At 63.4% G+C, this 17,912-nt stretch carries 23 protein-coding genes; 8 read left to right on the top strand and 15 right to left on the bottom strand.

Features of this window, described 5'->3' with window-relative positions:
* Window positions 1-27: 27 nt before the first annotated feature.
* Window positions 28-201, top strand: a complete 174-nt coding sequence (locus tag DK842_RS23300; RefSeq protein WP_168191791.1) for a hypothetical protein — start codon at window positions 28-30, stop codon at window positions 199-201.
* A 53-nt stretch (window positions 202-254) separates the two neighbouring features.
* On the opposite strand, the gene DK842_RS03220 is transcribed toward DK842_RS23300, so the two are convergent.
* Complete coding sequence (locus DK842_RS03220; protein WP_114060066.1) at window positions 255-1,154, bottom strand: LysR family transcriptional regulator; 900 nt, start codon at window positions 1,152-1,154, stop codon at window positions 255-257.
* 178 nt (window positions 1,155-1,332) lie between these two features.
* Between DK842_RS03220 and DK842_RS23305 the strand changes: the two genes are divergently transcribed.
* Window positions 1,333-1,497: a hypothetical protein gene (locus tag DK842_RS23305; protein WP_168191792.1), complete on the top strand. Its 165-nt coding sequence runs from the start codon at window positions 1,333-1,335 to the stop codon at window positions 1,495-1,497.
* A 64-nt stretch (window positions 1,498-1,561) separates the two neighbouring features.
* Here the strand turns inward: DK842_RS23305 and DK842_RS03225 are convergent, their stop codons facing one another.
* From DK842_RS03225 to DK842_RS03235, 3 genes are read right to left on the bottom strand one after another with little or no spacing between them, the layout of a single operon-like run.
* On the bottom strand, window positions 1,562-2,071 hold the full coding sequence (locus DK842_RS03225; RefSeq protein WP_168194809.1) for a GNAT family N-acetyltransferase: 510 nt from the start codon (window positions 2,069-2,071) through the stop codon (window positions 1,562-1,564).
* On the bottom strand, window positions 2,068-2,577 hold the full coding sequence (locus DK842_RS03230; RefSeq protein WP_114060067.1) for a GNAT family N-acetyltransferase: 510 nt from the start codon (window positions 2,575-2,577) through the stop codon (window positions 2,068-2,070). The genes DK842_RS03225 and DK842_RS03230 overlap by 4 nt, the downstream gene beginning before the upstream one ends.
* Entirely contained in the window at window positions 2,574-3,089 is a 516-nt protein-coding gene (locus DK842_RS03235; RefSeq protein ID WP_114060068.1) for a GNAT family N-acetyltransferase, read from the bottom strand. The genes DK842_RS03230 and DK842_RS03235 overlap by 4 nt, the downstream gene beginning before the upstream one ends.
* A gap of 195 nt (window positions 3,090-3,284) precedes the next feature.
* Here DK842_RS03235 and DK842_RS03240 point away from each other — a divergent pair, with 195 nt between their 5' ends.
* Together DK842_RS03240 and DK842_RS03245 are read left to right on the top strand one after the other, a co-directional pair.
* Window positions 3,285-3,836 carry a hydrolase gene (locus tag DK842_RS03240; RefSeq protein ID WP_114060069.1) on the top strand — a complete coding sequence of 184 codons (552 nt, stop codon included), beginning with the start codon at window positions 3,285-3,287 and terminating at the stop codon, window positions 3,834-3,836.
* A gap of 391 nt (window positions 3,837-4,227) precedes the next feature.
* Entirely contained in the window at window positions 4,228-4,557 is a 330-nt protein-coding gene (locus tag DK842_RS03245; protein WP_114060070.1) for a DUF2322 family protein, read from the top strand.
* 1 nt (window position 4,558) lies between these two features.
* Here the strand turns inward: DK842_RS03245 and DK842_RS03250 are convergent, their stop codons facing one another.
* The 10 genes from DK842_RS03250 to DK842_RS03295 all read right to left on the bottom strand — a co-directional run bounded on the left by DK842_RS03250 (window position 4,559) and on the right by DK842_RS03295 (window position 11,666).
* Window positions 4,559-5,869, bottom strand: coding sequence for an anaerobic C4-dicarboxylate transporter family protein (locus DK842_RS03250; RefSeq protein WP_114060071.1), 1,311 nt, complete (start codon window positions 5,867-5,869; stop codon window positions 4,559-4,561).
* 86 nt (window positions 5,870-5,955) lie between these two features.
* Entirely contained in the window at window positions 5,956-6,861 is a 906-nt protein-coding gene (locus DK842_RS03255) for a MarR family winged helix-turn-helix transcriptional regulator (protein ID WP_114060072.1), read from the bottom strand.
* A gap of 126 nt (window positions 6,862-6,987) precedes the next feature.
* Window positions 6,988-7,437, bottom strand: a complete 450-nt coding sequence (rplI, locus tag DK842_RS03260; RefSeq protein ID WP_114060073.1) for a 50S ribosomal protein L9 — start codon at window positions 7,435-7,437, stop codon at window positions 6,988-6,990.
* Between the two features lie 21 nt (window positions 7,438-7,458).
* On the bottom strand, window positions 7,459-7,686 hold the full coding sequence (gene rpsR / locus DK842_RS03265) for a 30S ribosomal protein S18 (RefSeq protein ID WP_011137185.1): 228 nt from the start codon (window positions 7,684-7,686) through the stop codon (window positions 7,459-7,461).
* Between the two features lie 5 nt (window positions 7,687-7,691).
* Window positions 7,692-7,991 carry a primosomal replication protein N gene (gene priB / locus DK842_RS03270; RefSeq protein WP_114060074.1) on the bottom strand — a complete coding sequence of 100 codons (300 nt, stop codon included), beginning with the start codon at window positions 7,989-7,991 and terminating at the stop codon, window positions 7,692-7,694.
* 20 nt (window positions 7,992-8,011) lie between these two features.
* Window positions 8,012-8,386: a 30S ribosomal protein S6 gene (gene rpsF, locus DK842_RS03275; RefSeq protein WP_114060075.1), complete on the bottom strand. Its 375-nt coding sequence runs from the start codon at window positions 8,384-8,386 to the stop codon at window positions 8,012-8,014.
* Between the two features lie 156 nt (window positions 8,387-8,542).
* Complete coding sequence (locus tag DK842_RS03280; protein WP_145963962.1) at window positions 8,543-8,839, bottom strand: hypothetical protein; 297 nt, start codon at window positions 8,837-8,839, stop codon at window positions 8,543-8,545.
* 56 nt (window positions 8,840-8,895) lie between these two features.
* Window positions 8,896-9,219, bottom strand: a complete 324-nt coding sequence (locus tag DK842_RS03285) for a metal-sensitive transcriptional regulator (protein ID WP_114060077.1) — start codon at window positions 9,217-9,219, stop codon at window positions 8,896-8,898.
* A gap of 48 nt (window positions 9,220-9,267) precedes the next feature.
* On the bottom strand, window positions 9,268-10,743 hold the full coding sequence (locus DK842_RS03290) for a multicopper oxidase family protein (RefSeq protein WP_114060078.1): 1,476 nt from the start codon (window positions 10,741-10,743) through the stop codon (window positions 9,268-9,270).
* A 131-nt stretch (window positions 10,744-10,874) separates the two neighbouring features.
* Complete coding sequence (locus DK842_RS03295) at window positions 10,875-11,666, bottom strand: inositol monophosphatase family protein (protein ID WP_114060079.1); 792 nt, start codon at window positions 11,664-11,666, stop codon at window positions 10,875-10,877.
* A gap of 146 nt (window positions 11,667-11,812) precedes the next feature.
* Between DK842_RS03295 and DK842_RS03300 the strand changes: the two genes are divergently transcribed.
* Window positions 11,813-12,574 (top strand): RNA methyltransferase, encoded by a 762-nt coding sequence (locus tag DK842_RS03300; RefSeq protein WP_114060080.1) that lies wholly within the window; start codon window positions 11,813-11,815, stop codon window positions 12,572-12,574.
* A 275-nt stretch (window positions 12,575-12,849) separates the two neighbouring features.
* Window positions 12,850-13,239: a DUF1853 family protein gene (locus tag DK842_RS24220; RefSeq protein ID WP_236250821.1), complete on the top strand. Its 390-nt coding sequence runs from the start codon at window positions 12,850-12,852 to the stop codon at window positions 13,237-13,239.
* A gap of 203 nt (window positions 13,240-13,442) precedes the next feature.
* Here DK842_RS24220 and fnr read toward each other — a convergent pair whose 3' ends face one another.
* Window positions 13,443-14,189, bottom strand: coding sequence for a fumarate/nitrate reduction transcriptional regulator Fnr (fnr, locus tag DK842_RS03310; RefSeq protein ID WP_114060082.1), 747 nt, complete (start codon window positions 14,187-14,189; stop codon window positions 13,443-13,445).
* Between the two features lie 106 nt (window positions 14,190-14,295).
* Between fnr and hemN the strand changes: the two genes are divergently transcribed.
* The gene (hemN, locus tag DK842_RS03315) at window positions 14,296-15,702 is read left to right on the top strand and encodes an oxygen-independent coproporphyrinogen III oxidase (RefSeq protein WP_114060083.1); all 1,407 of its coding nucleotides are present in this window, start codon (window positions 14,296-14,298) and stop codon (window positions 15,700-15,702) included.
* Window positions 15,703-15,881: 179 nt separating this feature from the next.
* Complete coding sequence (locus tag DK842_RS03320) at window positions 15,882-17,897, top strand: methyl-accepting chemotaxis protein (RefSeq protein ID WP_168194810.1); 2,016 nt, start codon at window positions 15,882-15,884, stop codon at window positions 17,895-17,897.
* Window positions 17,898-17,912: the final 15 nt, after the last annotated feature.

The following is a 17,912-nucleotide window of genomic DNA, read 5'->3' on the forward strand; positions in this document are numbered from 1 at the left end:
TCCAAGCCAGCAACAAGGAAGAAAGCCATGTTGAAAACTCTGATTGTCAGCGCGCTCACCCTTTTGACGCTCTCCAGTTCCGCGATGGCCGGCGAAGGCCTGTCGGTGATGTGGGCGATGCGCGGGCGCATGGATGCCCAACTGCACGGCCAGCCGGCGCCGATGATTCCGCAGAACAACTCCATTTCGTCCAACGGTTGACGCCTCCGCGCCGGGACGAAAAGCCGTCCCGGCGGCCACTTCGCCTCGATCCGCTAGATGCGCAGCTCCTTGCGCGCCACCGCCAGTTCCAGCCGCTGGATGAACCACTGCAGCGCGCGCCCCGGCTGCTCCCGTTTCCAGGCGAAGCACATCGGCGGGAAGCTGCCGCTCTCCTCCTCCGCCTTCTCGACCAGTTCGCCGCTATCCAGATGCGCCCGCACTTTGGATCGCGGCAAGTGGCCGCTGCCCAGCCCGGCCAGAATCGCCTTCAGCTTGGCCTGGCTGCTGTGCACGGTCAGCACCTGCTGGCCCTCCAGCAAGCCGCCGGTGCGGGCCGGCAGCCGGCGCGAGGTATCGCCGACCGCCACCGCTCGATGCTGGCGCAGCACATGCGGCGGCACCGGCTCCGGCGCGGCGGCCAGCGGGTGTCCCGATGCCGTCACCAGCACGAAATCGTAGTCGCCGATGTTGCGGGTGAAGTAATCGCCAGGCGGCGGCTGGTTGGGCGCGCCGATCACCAAGTCGGCGCGGTCGTCGTACAAGGCGTCCCAGATGCCGCCGAAGCTCTCGCGGATGAAGTACAGCCGAGTCGCCGACTGGTTGTGGTCGAAATCGGCGATGGCCGGCAGCAATTGGTCGAAATCGATCAGATCGCCCACCACGATGCGCAGCGTGTCTTCCCAGCCTTGCGCCTGCTTGCTGACGCGCAGCTCCAGCTGCCTCGCCGCGTCCAGCAGATGGCGGCCGTCCTTCAACAGCCGCTCGCCGGCCGGCGTCAATTTGGCGCGATGCCCGCTGCGGTCGTAAATCGCCACCCCCAGGCCCTGTTCCAGCTTCTGCACGGTATATGTCAGCGCCGACGGCACCTTGAACAAGGCCTCCGCCGCCGCGGCGAAACTGCCGTGTTGCTCGATCGCGTCCAGCACTTGCAAAGCTTCCAGAGTCAGCTTCATGTTCTCGCCTAATTCAATTTTTTTGAATGCTTTGTTCGGTTCTTTCCGATTTTATCCCTGATCCGTCCGCAATAGAATGGTCTCCGTAGCAAGAAGCCAGCGACAACCGAAGCAAGACATCAATATTTTTGATGCATAAGCAGACGCTGGCCATTCACACATCAAAAAGGAAACCACCATGCTGAAGCAAACCGCCATCGCCGCCCTGTCCCTGATCGTCCTGTCTGGCGCCGCCATCGCCGGCGACGGCAACGACAACATGAAGTCCATGCGCGATCGCATGGATGCTCAGCTGCAAGGCCAGTCCCAGCAAGTACAGCAACAAGCACCGGCTCAGAAGTAAGCCCGGCAGCCATGAAAAACGCGCCGCGGGCCTGATGGCCCGCGGCGCGTTTTTTCTTGCCTCGTCAAACCCTGCCGCCGCGCAAGCGCCCCATCAGCAACACATCGCGGTATGCGCCATCGCGCAAGGAATGCGCGCGCAGCCTAGCTTCTTCGACAAAACCAAACCGTCGATACAGCGCCAGCGCCGGCCGGTTGTCCGGATACGCCGTCAGCTCGATCCGCTCCAGGCTTAGCCAGCCGTCGGCCCCATCCATCAAGGCCGCCGTCAGCAGCTTGCCGACGCCTCGCCCCTGCCAATCGCGATGCACATTGATGCCGAAGCCTGCGGCATGGGCCAGTCTCGCCTCGTCGAACCGCCACAGCCCCCCGCTCCCGATCACCTTGCCCGCCGCGTTTTCACAAACCAGCTGGCAACGCCCCGCAGCCAGCATCTTGTCCATGCGCGCGGCCATGGTTGCCGAAGAGGGGAAGGGCAGCTGCAAGGTATTGCCGTACACAGAAGCGCCTGAAGCCAGCTCGCACAGATCGGCCGCATCGCCCGCTTCCAGATGGCGGATGCTGAATTCGCTCACTGCCAGCCTCCTTCCCTCAGCCGCGCCATCGCCAGCACATCGTGATACGCGCCGTCGCGCAAGGCGTAGGCGCGCAGCCGCGCCTCCTCGGCAAAACCGAACTTGCGATACAAATCCTGCGCGCGGACATTGTCGGCGAACACGGTCAACTCGATGCGGCGCAGGCCCAGCCAGTTGTCCGCCAGGTCCAGCGCCGACGCCAGCAGCAGCGAGCCTATGCCCTGGCCATGCAGGCGCGCGTCCACCCCCAAGCCCAGCTCTGCCGCGCGCTGCAGCCGCGCTCGCCCAGACGACAACAATGCTGCCCATCCCACCGCGCGGTCCGCCTCATCCACCGCGGCCAACAAGGTCCGACCCGGCGCATCGTTCAACAACCACTCGCGGCGCTTGCTCAGCGCGGGATAAGGCAGCCCCAGCATATTGCCGAACACCGAGGGGGCGCTGAACATTTCATTCAAGGCCTCCGCATCGGAAACCTCCACATGCCGTATGCGATAGCGGTTCATGACTCCGCCCTCCGCGGCCAGTTCAGCCGCCCCATCACCAGCACGTCCTCCAGCTTGCCGGCCCGCAGTTGCTCCTGGCGCATCCGCCCCTCGTACTCGAAACCGAACTTCTCGTACAGGGCGATGGCGCGGGCGTTGTCATGCACCACTTTCAGCTCGATGCGGATCAGCCCCAGCCAGTTGTCGGCCAAGTCCAGCAACGCCCGCATCAGCGCGCCGCCCACGCCCTTGCCCTGCCAGTCGTCGCGCACCACCAGGAACAGATCGGCGCTATGGCGCACCCGCATGCCCTCGTTGACGATCAGGCCGGCTGCCCCCACCACCTCGTCCTCGGCGCAAGCCACCAAGTGATGGATGTTGGCCGGACGCTCGTTCAGCTGCTTCTCAGTGATGGACAGCGGCTGATACGGTTGCTGCAAGGTATCGGGATAGACGCCCGGGGACGTCTTGATGCGATGGATGGCGGCGGCATCCGACGGCTCGGCGGAACGGATCAGATAAGACTGGGACATGATGGTCTCCTGAGTTGGTGGGCGCAGGCGGGATCGCCGCCAGGCCCGGCAGACCATCATGCCAAATAACTATTGTGCATAGCAATATGATTTTCGCGCCGACCAATCCGCCGCCTGGCCAACAAAATGACGAAATCATCGGCAGCCGGCCGCGCTTGGCGTTAAGCTCTGGTTTCGATTCGACTGGAGCGGAACATGCTGATGCAAAGACAGGACGCCGGACTCTTGGTGGTGGACATCCAGGACAAGCTGCTGCCGGCGGTGCAGGATGCGGATGGACTGCTGGCGCGCAGCCGCTGGCTGGTGGGCGCCGCGCGCGACAACGGCCTGCCCATCGTGTTTTCCGAACAATATCCCAAGGGGCTGGGCGGCACCGTGGCCACGCTGCGGGACACCGCGCCGGATGCCCAGACGGTGGACAAACTGCATTTCTCCTGCGTCGAGGCCGGCTGCCTGCCGCCCGCGCTGTTGCAGAAAAGACAGATCATCGTCTGCGGCATGGAGGCCCATGTCTGCGTGCTGCAAACGGTAATGGGCTTGCTGGCGATAAACAAGGAGGTCTACGTGACCGCCGACGCCATCTCCAGCCGCAAGCCTCAGGACATCGAGCTGGCCATCGCCCGGATGCGCGCGGCGGGCGCCGCCATCGTCAGCCGCGAGATGGTCTTGTTCGAGCTGCTGGAAAAGTCCGGCGGCGACCACTTCAAGGCGATGAGCCAACGCTACCTGCTGGGTGAACAGCCCTAGCGCGCCATGCCCGCCAGCCGCACGGCGAACGGGCCGACGCTGGAAATGAACTGGGGTTGTCGAAGCTTACCTCTTCGACAACCCCATTCAAAGGCGGCTTTGCCGCTCTCATCCTCCCCTTTGCAGACTGGCGCGCGAGCCTCGCGGCCCTGCTCACAGCTCGGATGACATATAGCAAAGCGCGTGCCAGCCCGACAGGCCGCGCCAGATGATTTTTCCGCCAAGACGTCGCGACGACCGCACCAAATTAGTGCACAACCAGCCATTCAGGCACCAACATGAAACATTTATTAACACCTGAAGCCTGATTCATGAAATACACCCACTAGAACTGTCATCTTTAGCCCTTATCCTAGACCGACAGGCAACACACATAACAAGGAAAATGACCATGACCCTATTCCAGGACCTGCTGCCAACCCTGCCAGCCATAGACGGCATTGAGGCCATCGTGCTGCTGAGCGCGGAAGGCGATGCGCTGCACCGGCTGGAAAATCGCCCGGGCACCGCCGGCTCGCTGCGCGTCTACCACGCGCTGGTCAAGCGCCACGGCCATATCGACCGCAAGGCTGCGCGCGAGGGGCTGGAGCTGTTCGCCGAACACACCGCCTCCGCCCGCGCCCACCCTGGCAGCCACCCCAATATCGACCGCCTGCTGGCCATCGCCGAGCAAGGCGCGCCAGGGCTGCGCGCCCGTCTCGTGCTGAGCGCGGAAAACTGAATCAACGCAACGCCGTCAAGGCGAAACCCGCGCCGATCGACACCGCCGTGCTGACCAAGCCTGGCAGCATGAAGCTGTGATTGAAAATCCACCGGCCTATCTTCGTGGTGCCTGTGTAGTCCATCTCCACCGCGGCGATGATGCTGGGGTAGCTCGGCAACACGTACACGCCCACCACCGCCGGATAGATGGCGATCAACACCGGCGCGGAGATTCCAAGCGATACGCCCAGCGGCATCATCACCTTGGTCGTCGCGCCCTGGCTGAACAGGATGACGGCCATCGTGAACACGGCGAAGGCGAATAGCCACGGCGCCGCTTCGATGATGCTGACGATGTTGTGCTTGAACAGCGGCAAGTTGGCCTGAATGAAGGTATCGCTCATCCATGCCGCGCCCAGGATGGTGACGGCGGCCACCGCGCCGGAACGGAACATGCTGCCTGACACCATGCCTTGCAGATCCGCCTTGCACACCAGCACCGCCAACGCGGAATAGCCCAGCATGCACATTTGGATCACATCCACCATCGCCACCGGCTCCATGCCCTTGGGGCCGGGCCAGGCCGGACGCAGCTGCGGCACCGCCGCCAGCAGCACAATCAGCGCCACCGTCAGCAGAAAGCCATAGACCGACCAAGCCGCGGTGCGCGGCAAGACCTCATCCGCCGCGCTTTGCGGACGGCGGATGCCTCCCTCGGCCAGCCTGCGCTGGTATGCCGGATCGTCGGCCAGCTCGCGCCCGTAGCGCAGCATCACCGCCCCGCCGGCCAAGGCCCCCAGCAAAGTCGCCGGGATGCTGACCATGATGATGTCGGTCAGCGCGATGCCATGCGGCGCCAACACCGTGGCCAGGGCCACCGTTGCGGCGGATACCGGGCAGGCGACGATGGCGTTCTGCGAAGCCACGGTCAGCCCGGCCAGCGGCCGCTCCGGCCGGATGCCGGTTTTCTCGGCCACTTCCACCACGATGGGCATCAGCGCCAGCGCGATGAAGCCGGTGCCGGCCAGAAAGGTGGACAGCCAGCCCACCAGCGGCGCCAGCAGCACGATGTGGCGCGGATTGCGCCGCAGCAGCCTGGCCGCGACGCCCACCATGTAATCCAGACCGCGCGCCGATTGCAGCGCCGCCGAGGCGGTGATGACCGAGATGATGATCAGGATCACGTCTATCGGCGCGTGGCCGGGCTTGAGGCCGAAGACAAAGGTGAGAATGAACAGGCCGGCCCCGCCGGTGACGCCCAGCCCGATGCCGCCCATGCGCACGCCAAGGAAGATCAGCCCCAGCACCACCAGGAGTTGCAGGTATACCATGATGCGACTTTCCGCGTTGTCAGGCGCTCATTGTCTCAATTGCGCAACTTTTGCGGATTGTCCAAGATCAGGACATGCCGACGCGCTCACAAGCCGCGCGCCATCGCGATCTCGCAAGCGCCGTGGCCGGTGTCGCCCCAATGTCCATCCAGGCGAACAAAGCCTTCCGCCTGGTACAGCGCCGCCGCCTCCGCCAGCGCGGCGGTCGTCTCCAGGTAGCATTGGCGGAAGCCCAGCGCCCGCGCCTCGTCCAGCAACCGCCGCAACAGCCGCCGCCCCAGTCCGCGGCCGCGCAGCGCCGCGTCGAAATACATCTTCTGCAGCTCGCATACTCCAGCCTCGCCACCGGCCAGCGGCGCGATGCCGCCGCCGCCGAGCAACCGGCCATCCGGTCCGATCACCGCCAGGTAGCGCGAATCCGGCCGGTCATAAACCTGGAACATCGCGTCCAGCTGCGGATCGAGAAAGCTGCAGCCCTCGCCCAGGCCGTATTCGGTTGATACCCGCCGGATCAGCGCCGCCAGTTCGCCGTTGTCGGCCGCCGCCAGCGGCCGGATCAGAAACCCCTGCTGGCGCTCCGCCTGCCGCAGCGCGCGCCGGTAGAGCCGCAGGCCATCCTCCAGCCGCGCCCGCTCCGCCTCGTCCAGCTGCGCCAGCACCCGCTCCATGTCGGCGTCCATCGCCGCGTGCAGCTTGCCCAGCCAATCGCGCCCGGCTTCCGTCAGCGCCGCCAGCTTGCTGCGGCCATCCGAGACGGCGTCAAGCCAGGCGATCAGCCCCCGCTCCGCCAGCCGCCTCAGCGGCCGGCTGCTGTTGGACTTGTCCACCCGCAGCCTGTCGGCCAGTTGCTGGTTGCTGGCCGGCCCCGCCTCCAGCTCGATCAAGAGATGCGCTTCCACCGGGCTCAGTTCCACCTCGCCGCAGCGGCCCGCCTGCATGCCCAGCCCCCGCACCACATCGCGCGACAGCGCGCGCAACGCCCGTTCGTCCATTGCCCGTCCAATAATAGTTGCGAATCGCAACCATAAAATATTTGGTTGCGATTCGCAACTACATTTCTCTCAGACGCAAAAAAGCCCGCCGAAGCGGGCTTTTTTTGAAGATTCCCGAAACGGGAATTAAGCTTCGCCGACCACAACGATCTTGATCGGGGCAACCACGTCGTGGTGCAGGGCGATCTCGATGTCGTACTCGCCGATGGCCTTGAACGGGCCGTTCGGCAGGCGAACTTCATGACGCTTCACTTGCACGCCGAAAGCGGTAACGGCTTCGGCGACGTCAACGTTGGTCACGGAGCCGAACAGACGGCCGTCCACGCCAGCCTTCTGGGCGATGGTGATCACGGCTTCGTTCAGTTTTTCAGCGCGAACCTTGGCGTCGGCCAGGATTTCGGCTTGCTTGGCTTCCAGATCGGCGCGACGAGCTTCGAACTCTTTCAGGTTCGCTTCGGTAGCGCGCTTGGCCTTGCCTTGCGGGATCAAGAAGTTACGGGCGAAACCGTTCTTCACGTTCACCACGTCACCCAGTTGACCCAGGTTGGCAACTTTTTCGAGCAGGATGATTTGCATCTCTTAAGTTCCTTTCCCGGCTTAGTGCTGGTCGGTGTACGGCAGGAAGGCCAGGAAGCGAGCACGCTTGATAGCGGTGGTCAGCTGACGCTGGTAGCGGGCCTTGGTGCCGGTGATGCGAGCCGGGATGATTTTGCCGTTTTCGGCGATGAAATCCTTCAGGAGATCAACGGATTTGTAGTCGATTTCCTTGATGCCTTCTGCCGTGAAGCGGCAGAACTTCTTGCGCTTGAAGAGTTGACGAGCCATTTTGACTAACCTTTTACAAATTCAACGTATTCGATATTGAGTACCAACCGCGGATTGCGCAGGCTGCGTTGGCTGAGAAAACCGGTGACGTTCATCACCTGCCCCGCCAGTTTCCCGGCGCGTTTCTTGGCTTCCTCTCCCACCCACACTGCCTGTATGTCGCAGGCCACATCGCGCTCGAACCCGCCGGCGCTTTGCCGGGACTGGTGCTTCAGCCACATTTCCACTACCGGCAAGCCGGCGGGCGTGTACCTCAGCGCATCTTCGCGATCAACCGTGACGGTCAGTACCAGGCGATTCTGCAAGATCTAAGCTCCGGCCCGAATTAGGCGGAAGCTTCAACCTCGGCAGCCGGCTGGGCGTCCAGCAGGTTCTTAGCCTTTTCGTCCTTCATCATCGGGGACGCGTCGGTGATCGCGCGGTCCATCTTGATGGTCAGGTGGCGCAGAACGGCGTCGTTGAACTTGAAGGCGTGCTCGATCTCGGCCAGAGTTTCCGCTTGGCACTCGACGTTCATCAGAACGTAGTGAGCCTTGTGCAGCTTCTGGATCGGGTAGGCCAGTTGACGACGGCCCCAGTCTTCCAGACGGTGGATCTTGCCTTCGGCGGCCAGAACCATACCCTTGTAGCGTTCGATCATGGCCGGGACCTGTTCGGACTGGTCCGGGTGCACGATGAACACGATTTCGTAATGGCGCATGTGAACTCCTTTTGGCTATTCGTAGCCTTCCGCCATGCGATTGCGAAAGGCAAGGTAGTAAACCGCAGCATTCTACGCACTTTGCCGCGGCCAGGCAAATTTTAAGCGCGATTATTCAGAAACTTCCGCGCGGCGCGACGAAAAAACGCGGCGGATTTACAACTTCTTGTCGCGCTTGATATCCACCACCACGCCGTCCCGCAGCGTGACGATGGTGGTGTAGGGAATCTGGCCATTGGCCAGCCACGACAGCTGGCGGGTGGTGGACACGGTGGTCACGCCGCTGGCGAGCTTGCCCTGGCGGCTGTCGCTGCCGTAATCCGGCGCGCCGGCCATGGACACCACTTCGGCTTCCAGCATGCCGTTGTGCAGCTTGATGTAGGTTTCGAACGGGATCGGCGCCGCATGGGCGGCGCCGGCGAACAGCAAGGCGAGGCATACTGATTTTTTCATTTCAGACTCCCTAAATAAAGCGAAACCCGCCATTGCGGGCCTCCCGAAATGGCGGCTCAGCGCACTTTCTTCACCACGTCGATCAACTCGGTCACCATGCCGGTGGCGTCGCCTTGCTGCAAGGCGCGGGCGACGCAGCCCTTCATGTGGTTTTCCAGCAGTTGCAGCGCCACCGCGTCCATCGCCGACTTCACCGCCGCCACCTGGGTCAGCACGTCCACGCAGTAGCGGTCGGACTCGATCATGCCGCCGATGCCGCGCACCTGGCCCTCGATCCGCGCCAGTCGCTTCAGCAGCGCGGCCTTGCCCGGCTGCACCACGCTGCGCTCGGCCTGCGCCGCCTCATGGCAGCACTCCTGGGGAGAATGTGTATCGCCCATGACGGTTCCTGGATTTTTCATGTCGGCATTATCGCCCATCCCACCGCGCTAGGCACGAACATCCAGCATGCCCATCATGCCGGCGTCCTCGTGCTCCAAGATGTGGCAGTGGAACATCCGCGGCCCCGGCATGTCCTGACGGAAGCGCAGCCTCACCTTCTGCCCCGGCGGCACGTTGACCACGTCCAGCCAGGCGAGATAGGGCTCGCGCCGCCAGCCCTTGCCGTCATGGCGCTCGGTCACCTGGAACTGGGTGCCATGCAGGTGGAAGGGGTGGTCCATATCGGCCTGATTGTCGATTTCCCACTCCTCCACCGCGCCCACCTTGCCGGTGAAGTCCATCCTGTCCATGTCGAAGGTTCTGCCGTTGATCAGGAACATCGCCGCGGGATTGGCCATGTTCTCGCTGAAAACCACGCTGCGCTTCACCGCCGGTCGCGGCAGCGCATCAATGCGCCGCAGCTTGGCCGGCAGCGGCGCAGTCGCCACCGCCTCTCCGGCGTCGACCTCCGCCAGCGACAGCGCCTTGTCCTGCTCCGGCCCCATCATCTTGCCCCGCGCGTAGGGCAAGGCCAGCAACCCTGCCGGCAAGCCCGGCGCGAAGCGGCCGGTCACCGCCAGTTCCACTCTGCCTCCGGGCGGCACCAGCAAGTTTTCCACCCGCCGCGGCCGCTCCAGCAGGCCGCCATCCGTGCCCACCAGCCAGACTTCGTGCGCCGGCAGCGCCAGCTTCAACACCCTGGCGCTGGTCGCGTTCCAGATCCGCCAACGCTGCCGCTCGCCCACGCCCAGCGTCAGCCTGGGCTGCCAGGCGCCGTTGGCCAGCACGAACTGCCCTTCGCGGCCGTCCATTCTGTCCGCGTCGCTGCTTGCCGCGATGCCGCCATCGTCATCCAGCTTCAAGTCGGATAGCACCAGCCAGCGCTCCGGCAGATGGGCCAGCGGATCGTTGCGGCTCCTCACCACGAACACCCCCGCCAAGCCTCGGTATACCTGTTCGGAGGTGTGGCCGTGCGGATGCGGGTGATACCAATAGCTGCCGGCGCAACCGGCCGGCAAGGTGAAACGATAATCTCGGCCTTGGCCTGGCGCCACCGGATCCTGCGGGTTGCCGTCCTGATCTGCCGGGATCGGCAGGCCGTGCCAATGCACGGTGGTAGGCTGCGGCAGGCGGTTGTCGAAACGCAGGTTGAGCGTCTCGCCCTCGCTCAGCTCGATGGCCGGACCCGGCACGCTGTCGTTGTAAGCCCAGAACTCGGTCGCCGGCCTCCCCGACAGCAGGGGCAGCCTCACCGCCGCCGCGGTCAAGCACCCCTGCAGCGCGCCGTCCTTGCGTTCCAGCGGCAAGCGCATGAGCGCGGGCAGCGGCAAGCCGCTGGCCAAACCCAGCTTTCCGGCGGCGGGCATGACGCCGACGTCCATTGATCCATGTTCCCGATGGCCGGCCGCGGCCAGCGCCGGCCTCGCCAACCAAGGCGTCAACGCCAGCGCGGCGCCCCACCTCATCACATCGCGTCTTCGCATGTCGCGCTCCATTCAAATACCCCCACAAGGTATATTGGGACTAGAGCCGGGAAAAAGACAACAGTTCCGCGCGCTGTGCGCAAAAAAAAACGGCAGACCGGATGGTCTGCCGTTTTCGATGCGGGTGCCGCTTACTTGGAAACGTGGGGCGCCAACAGCTGCAGCAACTGCGCCAACACTTTCGGGCTGCCGGCGACGATGTCGCCGGACTCGAACCAGCCCTGCTCTCCGGTGAAGTCGGTGACGATGCCGCCCGCTTCCTGCACGATCAGGCTGCCGGCCGCGATGTCCCAGGGTTTCAGGTTCAGTTCGAAGAAGCCTTCGGTGCGGCCGCAGGCGACGTTGCACAGATCCAGCGAGGCCGCGCCTTCGCGGCGCACGCCGGCGGTCTTGCCGATCACGTCCTTCAGCATGCCCAGATATTGATCGATGTAGCTCTGGTCGGAAACCGGGAAGCCGGTGCCGATCAGGCACTCGTTCATCATGAAGCGCTTGGATACCCGGATGCGGCGGTCGTTGAGAAAGGCGCCCACGCCTCGGGAGGCGGTGAACAGATCGTTGCGGCTCGGGTCGTAGACCACGGCCTGCTGAATCTGGCCCTTGTGCGCCATGGCGATGGAAATGCCGTATTGCGGATGGCCATGCAAGAAGTTGGTGGTGCCGTCGATGGGATCGATGATCCATTCGTATTCGGAGGAGCCGATGCCTTTGGCGCCGGACTCTTCTGCTAGAATCGCGTGCTTCGGATAGGCTTCGAGAATGACGTTGATGATCGCGTCCTCGGCGGCGCGGTCCGCCTCGGTCACAAAGTCATTGTGCTTTTTCTTCTCTACGCGAATGGTATCGAGGTTAAGCGACGCGCGCTGGATAACACTGCCTGCGCGGCGAGCGGCTTTAACCGCGACATTGAGCATCGGATGCATTGACGGCCTCTACACTTTAACGATGAGCGGATGTCCGTCTGATGACGCGACACCCGCTGGTAACAATCTGGGTTAAGGAACAAAAAAACCCGACGCCTGGGCGCGGGCTTTTGGTATATGCCCGCTATTTTAATGTGAAAACGCCAATGAATAAACCCCAAGTACCTGATTTTCTGCAAAACATCCGCGTGGTGCTGGCCCGCCCCAACCATCCGGGCAATATCGGCTCGGCCGCGCGCGCCATGAAAACCATGGGTTTGAGCCGGCTCTACCTGGTGGAACCCAAAGTGTTTCCCAGCGACGAAGCCAATACGCTGGCTTCGGGCGCGGTGGACCTGCTGGAGCGCGCCGTCGTGGTCGGTTCGCTGCGGGAAGCCTTGTCCGACGTCACCGTGGCCTGCGCGCTGACCAGCCGCCGCCGCGAGCTGACCACGCCGCTGTCCACCCCGCGCCAGACTACGCCAGAGCTGATCGCCCGCGCCCGCGGCGGCGAACAAGTGGCCCTGGTGTTCGGCAACGAAACCTTCGGGCTATCCATCGAAGAAGTGGAACAATGCAATCGGCTGGTGACCATCCCCGGCAACCCCGATTATTTCTCGCTGAACCTGGCGATGGCAGTGCAGGTGATGACTTACGAGCTGTTCAGCCACACCGAGGTGGACGTGGAATACCTTCGCGCCGACGGCGAAGCGGCGACCCAGAGCGAGGTGGACGGCATGTGCGGCCATCTGGGGCAGGCAATGGACGAGATCGGCTACTTCCAGCGCCGCAACAGCGAGCGGCTGATGCGCCGCATGCGCACCATGTTCCATCGCGCCGGGATGCTCCGCGAGGAGATCGACATCCTGCGCGGCTTCTACAAACAAGTGCAACGCGCGGCCGGCAAAGCCTCCGGCGATGCGGACTGAGCCAAGCTGCGATCTGCCCTACGCGCATCCCGCAGTGCGCGATCTCGCTTTTCTGCTGACCTTCCCCTCCCCTTGGAGATGCGACGCCGATCTTCCGCCGGAACGGCCGCCGGGCAGCTGACGGCGCCGCCAGGCTGGACCGCTCGCCCGGCGAGCTGGCGGCATAACTGGCCGCTCATCCAGCCACGCGGCCGGCAATCCATGCCGAACGGTTTTTTTCTTTCTGATTTCGCCATGCGCCGCACATCCACCTCGCGGCGAAAAATCTCAAAGTCATAAACAGAGAGCGGCGAACGGTAGGCGAATTCGACTGCCTGCTCTGGATGGACGGTGAGCCCTGGCACCAGGAAACCGCCAGCAAGCTCTACCCGCGACTGGACGACACGCCCGAAAAACGGGTCGGTCCCGGCCTCAATGACGCCTGGCGGCTGAAGGCGACCAAAACCGCAACACAGCTGCAGCGAGCCCTCCATCCCGACGCCGCCGGCGTCCTGCCTGACGGCCTCGAGCGTTGCCACGCCCCCTCCTCCGATCAGCTCCAAGGCTGGCACGCGCCGCGTGACGCCGCCTGGCCGCGGCGATGCGGCGGCTCGCGCTGGGGCTGGCTCCCGCTTGGCTGGAAGCGGAATGCTCGTATGGCGAGGACGCGCTGCGCGCGCGGCTGAGCGACGCCCAAACACCGCAACGGGTGGCGGAACTGCAGCCGGACGGCGGCGGACGCTGGCGCGGAGTCGCGCGCGGTTTCGCCACTGCGCCCGGCAGGCCCGAGCCGGAGCGGCTTGGGGTACTGCTTCGGCGCATCGCCCGGACATGAAAAAAGGCAGGCTCGAGCCTGCCTTTCCGATCCGGCGCCATGCCTGGCGGCCGTTTAGTGGCCGTTAGCGTGCATGCAGCCCGAGATCAAATCCTTCAGCGAATCCAACTGCACCAGCTGGATATGCTTGTGATCGACAGTGATCCAGCCCTGCTGCTGGAACTTGGACAGCGTACGGCTGACCGTTTCCAGCTTCAGGCCCAAGAAGCTGCCGATCTCTTCGCGGCTCATGCGCAGGATGAAATCGTTGGCGGCGAAACCTCGGGTGGACAACCGCTGCGACAAGTTCAGCAGGAAAGCGGCGATGCGCTCTTCCGCCTTCATGTTGCCGAGCAGCAGCATCACGTTCTGGTCGCGCACGATTTCGCGGCTCATCAGCCGGTAGAAATGATGCTGCAGGCTGGGGATATCGCGGCTCAGCGACTCCATGCGGCCGAACGGCAGCTCGCAGACTTCGCTGTCCTCCAGCGCCACCGCGTCGCAGCTGTGGTTGCTTGAGGAAATGCCGTCCAGACCCATCAGTTCGCCGGACATCAGGAAGCCCGTCACCTGCTCGCGGCCATCCTGGCTGGCGACACAGGTCTTGAAGAAGCCCGTACGGATAGCGTACAGCGACTTGAAGGACTCCCCGCTGCGGAACAGATACTCGCCTCGCTTCAAGCGGCGGCTCTGGCGGATCACCGTGTCCAGCTGGCTCATTTCCTCGCGATTGAGGCCGACCGGCAGGCACAGCTCGCGCAGACTGCAGCTGGAGCAGGAGATTTTCAGGGTTTGCAACGTGGTGTGGTTATGTTCAGACATGCTGTGTTTGCTACAAGCCGGGGAAGCTTGACCCTTATCAAGGCGGAATTCACAAGTTTTTCGCAAATTTACCAGTCCTCCAGAAGTTTTACCATCCGAATACGACATGAAAACTACCCACCCCTTCTCTCCCGCCCATTTCGTCTTCGATCGCGAGCTGATCGAGAGGCTGGATGGCGCGGGGCCAAGATACACCTCTTATCCGACAGCTGATCGCTTTACATCAAAGTTTTCGGAAGAAGATTATCTGAACAAACTGCGGCAGCGTCAGATTGGCGCCAACCGCAGACCTTTATCATTGTACGCTCATATACCGTTTTGCAACACAATTTGTTATTACTGCGCCTGCAACAAGATCATCACCAAAGACAGCGCCAAAGCGGATCAGTATTTGGATTACCTGGAGAAAGAAATCCGGTTGGTGAGCGAAGCGCTGGGCATCCGTGAAAAAGTGATACAGCTTCACTTTGGCGGCGGCACTCCGACCTTCTTGTCCGATGCGCAACTTGAACGGCTGATGGGCATACTCGGCACGCACTTTGAATTCCTAAGCGACGGAGAGTATTCCATAGAGATAGACCCGCGCAAGGTAAAACGCGAAACCATGCTCAAGCTGGCAGGATATGGCTTCAATCGCGTCAGCGTGGGGATACAAGATTTCGACCCGGCAGTACAGAAAGCGGTCAACCGGGTGCAAAGCGAGGAGGAAACCCGGGCGGTGATCGAGGCGGCGCGCGAAGGCGGCTTCAAATCGGTCAGCCTGGACCTGATCTACGGCCTACCGCTGCAAACTCGCGAAACGATGCGCGACACGCTGCAAAAGGCGCTGGCGCTCGACCCGGACCGCTTGTCGCTGTACAACTACGCCCACCTGCCCAGCGTGTTCATGCCGCAGCGCCGCATCCACGAGGCCGACCTGCCGGGAGCGGCGGTCAAGCTGGACATCTTGCAAGACGCGGTGAAGACCTTGACCGACGCCGGCTACGTGTTCATCGGCATGGACCATTTCGCCAAGCCCGACGACGAACTGGCCGTGGCCCTGCGCCAGGGCCGGCTGCAGCGCAACTTCCAGGGCTACTCCACCCACGCCGACTGCGACATGCTGGCCTTCGGCGTATCCGCCATCGGCAAGGTGGGCTCCTGTTACAGCCAGAACGACAAGTCGCTGGAGGGTTACTACGCGGCGCTCGACCAGGGCCGGCTGCCGGTGGTACGCGGACTGACGCTGAACAACGACGACATCCTGCGCCGCACCATCATCCAGGGGCTGATGTGCCGATTCGCCTTGTCGGTGGAAGCGATAGAGGAAATCCACGGCATCAATTTCGCCCAGTACTTCGCCGAGGAAATGCCCCGCATCCGCGAATTCCAGCAGCAAGGCCTGCTGTCCTTCGACGGTGACTTCCTGATGGTGGAGCCCCAGGGCCGCTTCCTGATCCGCAACATCGCCATGATCTTCGACCGCCACCTGCGCGAGCGCGAAACCCACGCCCGCTACTCCAAAACCATCTGATCCCCGCCTCACGGGCGTCCTCGCGGCGCCCGTTCGATTTTTCGTCGCCTTGGTGACTGCCCCTTAGTCGAGTTGCGCTTATTTTTTCCTATGTAATAAGCAAAATCACTTATACAAAGGGTATGCAAGCACGCCGGGACGCAAGCGCCCGGCCGCCCGCGTTCGCGAGGAGCCGTCCCATGTCCACCCCCATTGTCAGGCTGATGCAGCGCCTGAGCTACCCGCAGCGCTTCGCCGTGATCGGCGTGCTGTTCGCGGCGGCGCTGCTTTACCTGGTCTACGGCCTGTTCCGCAGCAACCAGGACAATATCGAATCCACCGCCAAGGAAAAAGTCGGCGTCGTCTACATGCAGCCGCTGACGGCGATGTTGGCGCAAGCGCAGCAAAGCCAGGAGACGGCGGTGCGCGCCTCGCTAGGCGACGCCCAGGCCAAGAACGACTTGCCGGCGGCCACACAGCAACTGCAAGCCAAATGGCAGGCGCTGCAGGCGGCCAACGACCAGGTCGGCCCGCAATTGGCCAGCGATGCCGCCTGGAAGGACGCGGCCGCCGCCTGGGACAAGCTCAAAGCCACCCAGGCCGCCCAGCCATCACAATGGATAGCGGCCTACGGCGGGTTCAGCGACAAACTGAACAACCTGATCGGCGTCATCAGCGACAATTCCAACCTGACGCTGGACCCCGACATCGATACTTATTACCTGATGGACGCCTCCACCGCCAAGCTGACCACGCTGATCAGCCATCTAGGCGAGGCCAACGCCATCGCCGCGCTGGCCGAGGCCAACCATCCGCTGGAGGCGGCGCAGCGCGACCGCCTGGTGGAATTGCGCCCGCTGATCGGCGAGGTCAACGACGGCTTGGCCAGCGACATAGGCAAAGCCGTCGCCTACAACGCCAGCCTGAAGCCGGAAATGTCGTCCCAAGCCGACAAGCTGGCGGCGACGCTGAAGAGCCAGTTGCCGACGATAGACGACGCGGTGGGCGGCAAGACCGGCGCCAGCAGCCTGAAAGTGGCCGGACACAGCGCAGACGGCGCCCAGGCCGTCTCCGCCTACATCGCCAGCGGCCTGCAGCAGTTGGACCAATTGCTGCAGGCGCGGATAGACCGCACCGCCAGCCAGCGCAATACCTACATCATCATCGGCGTGGCCGCGATGCTGCTGGCCATTTTCCTGTTCCACCAGCTCTATCTGTCCATCACGCTGCAACTGGGCGGGGAGCCGATGTACGTGCAGCAGGTGGTGGAGCAACTGGCATCGGGCCGGCTGGACACCCGCATTCATCTGCGCGACCGCGATGAAACCAGCCTGTTGGCCGCCATCCGGCGGATGCGCAACCAGCTGCGCGAAACGGTGTCGCAACTGCTGGAAACCTCGCGCGAGGTAAATCATGCGGCATCGGCCATGGCGGAAAGCGCGCAAAGCATCACCGCCAGCAGCAACCAGCAAAACGAGGCCGCCGCCAGCATGGCCGCCGCGATCGAAGAGCTCAGCACCAGCCTGTCGGTGTGCGCCGAGCAATCGGAACAGGCCGACCGCCTGTCCAACGACGCCGCCACCCGATCGTCGGACGGCAACCGGGTGATCGCCGCCACCACCAGCAGCATGGACGGCATCGTCCGCGACGTGTCCTCGGTGTCGGAAACCATCACCGACCTGGGCAAGCAGTCCGAATCCATAGTGGGCATCGTCGACGTGATCCGGGACGTGGCGGACCAGACCAATCTGCTGGCGCTGAACGCTGCCATCGAAGCCGCCCGCGCCGGCGAAATGGGCCGCGGTTTCGCCGTGGTGGCCGACGAAGTGCGCAAGCTGGCCGAGCGCACCGCGCTGTCCACCACCGAGATCAGCAACATCGTCAACCAGATCCAGAACACCGCGCAAAAGGGCAACGACAACATGCAGCAAGGCATGAAGGCCATCATGGATGGCCAGCAACGCGCGCGCGAAGCCGGCTCCAGCATGGACAACATCCGCCACTGCGTCGACGACGTGCTGGACAGCATCCACCGGATCACCTCCTCGCTGCGCGAGCAGAGCAGCGCCAGCCAATCGCTGGCGATGAATGTGGAGCAGGTGTCCCGCATGTCGGAACAGAACAGCATGGCGGTCAAGGCCAGCGCCGAAACCGCCGGCGAACTGCAGGCGATCTCCCAGCGGCTGATCGGCCTGGCCGGACGCTTCACCGTCTGAACCGCGCTCAGCCCA

Source organism: Chromobacterium phragmitis (assembly GCF_003325475.1).
GTDB lineage: Bacteria > Pseudomonadota > Gammaproteobacteria > Burkholderiales > Chromobacteriaceae > Chromobacterium > Chromobacterium phragmitis.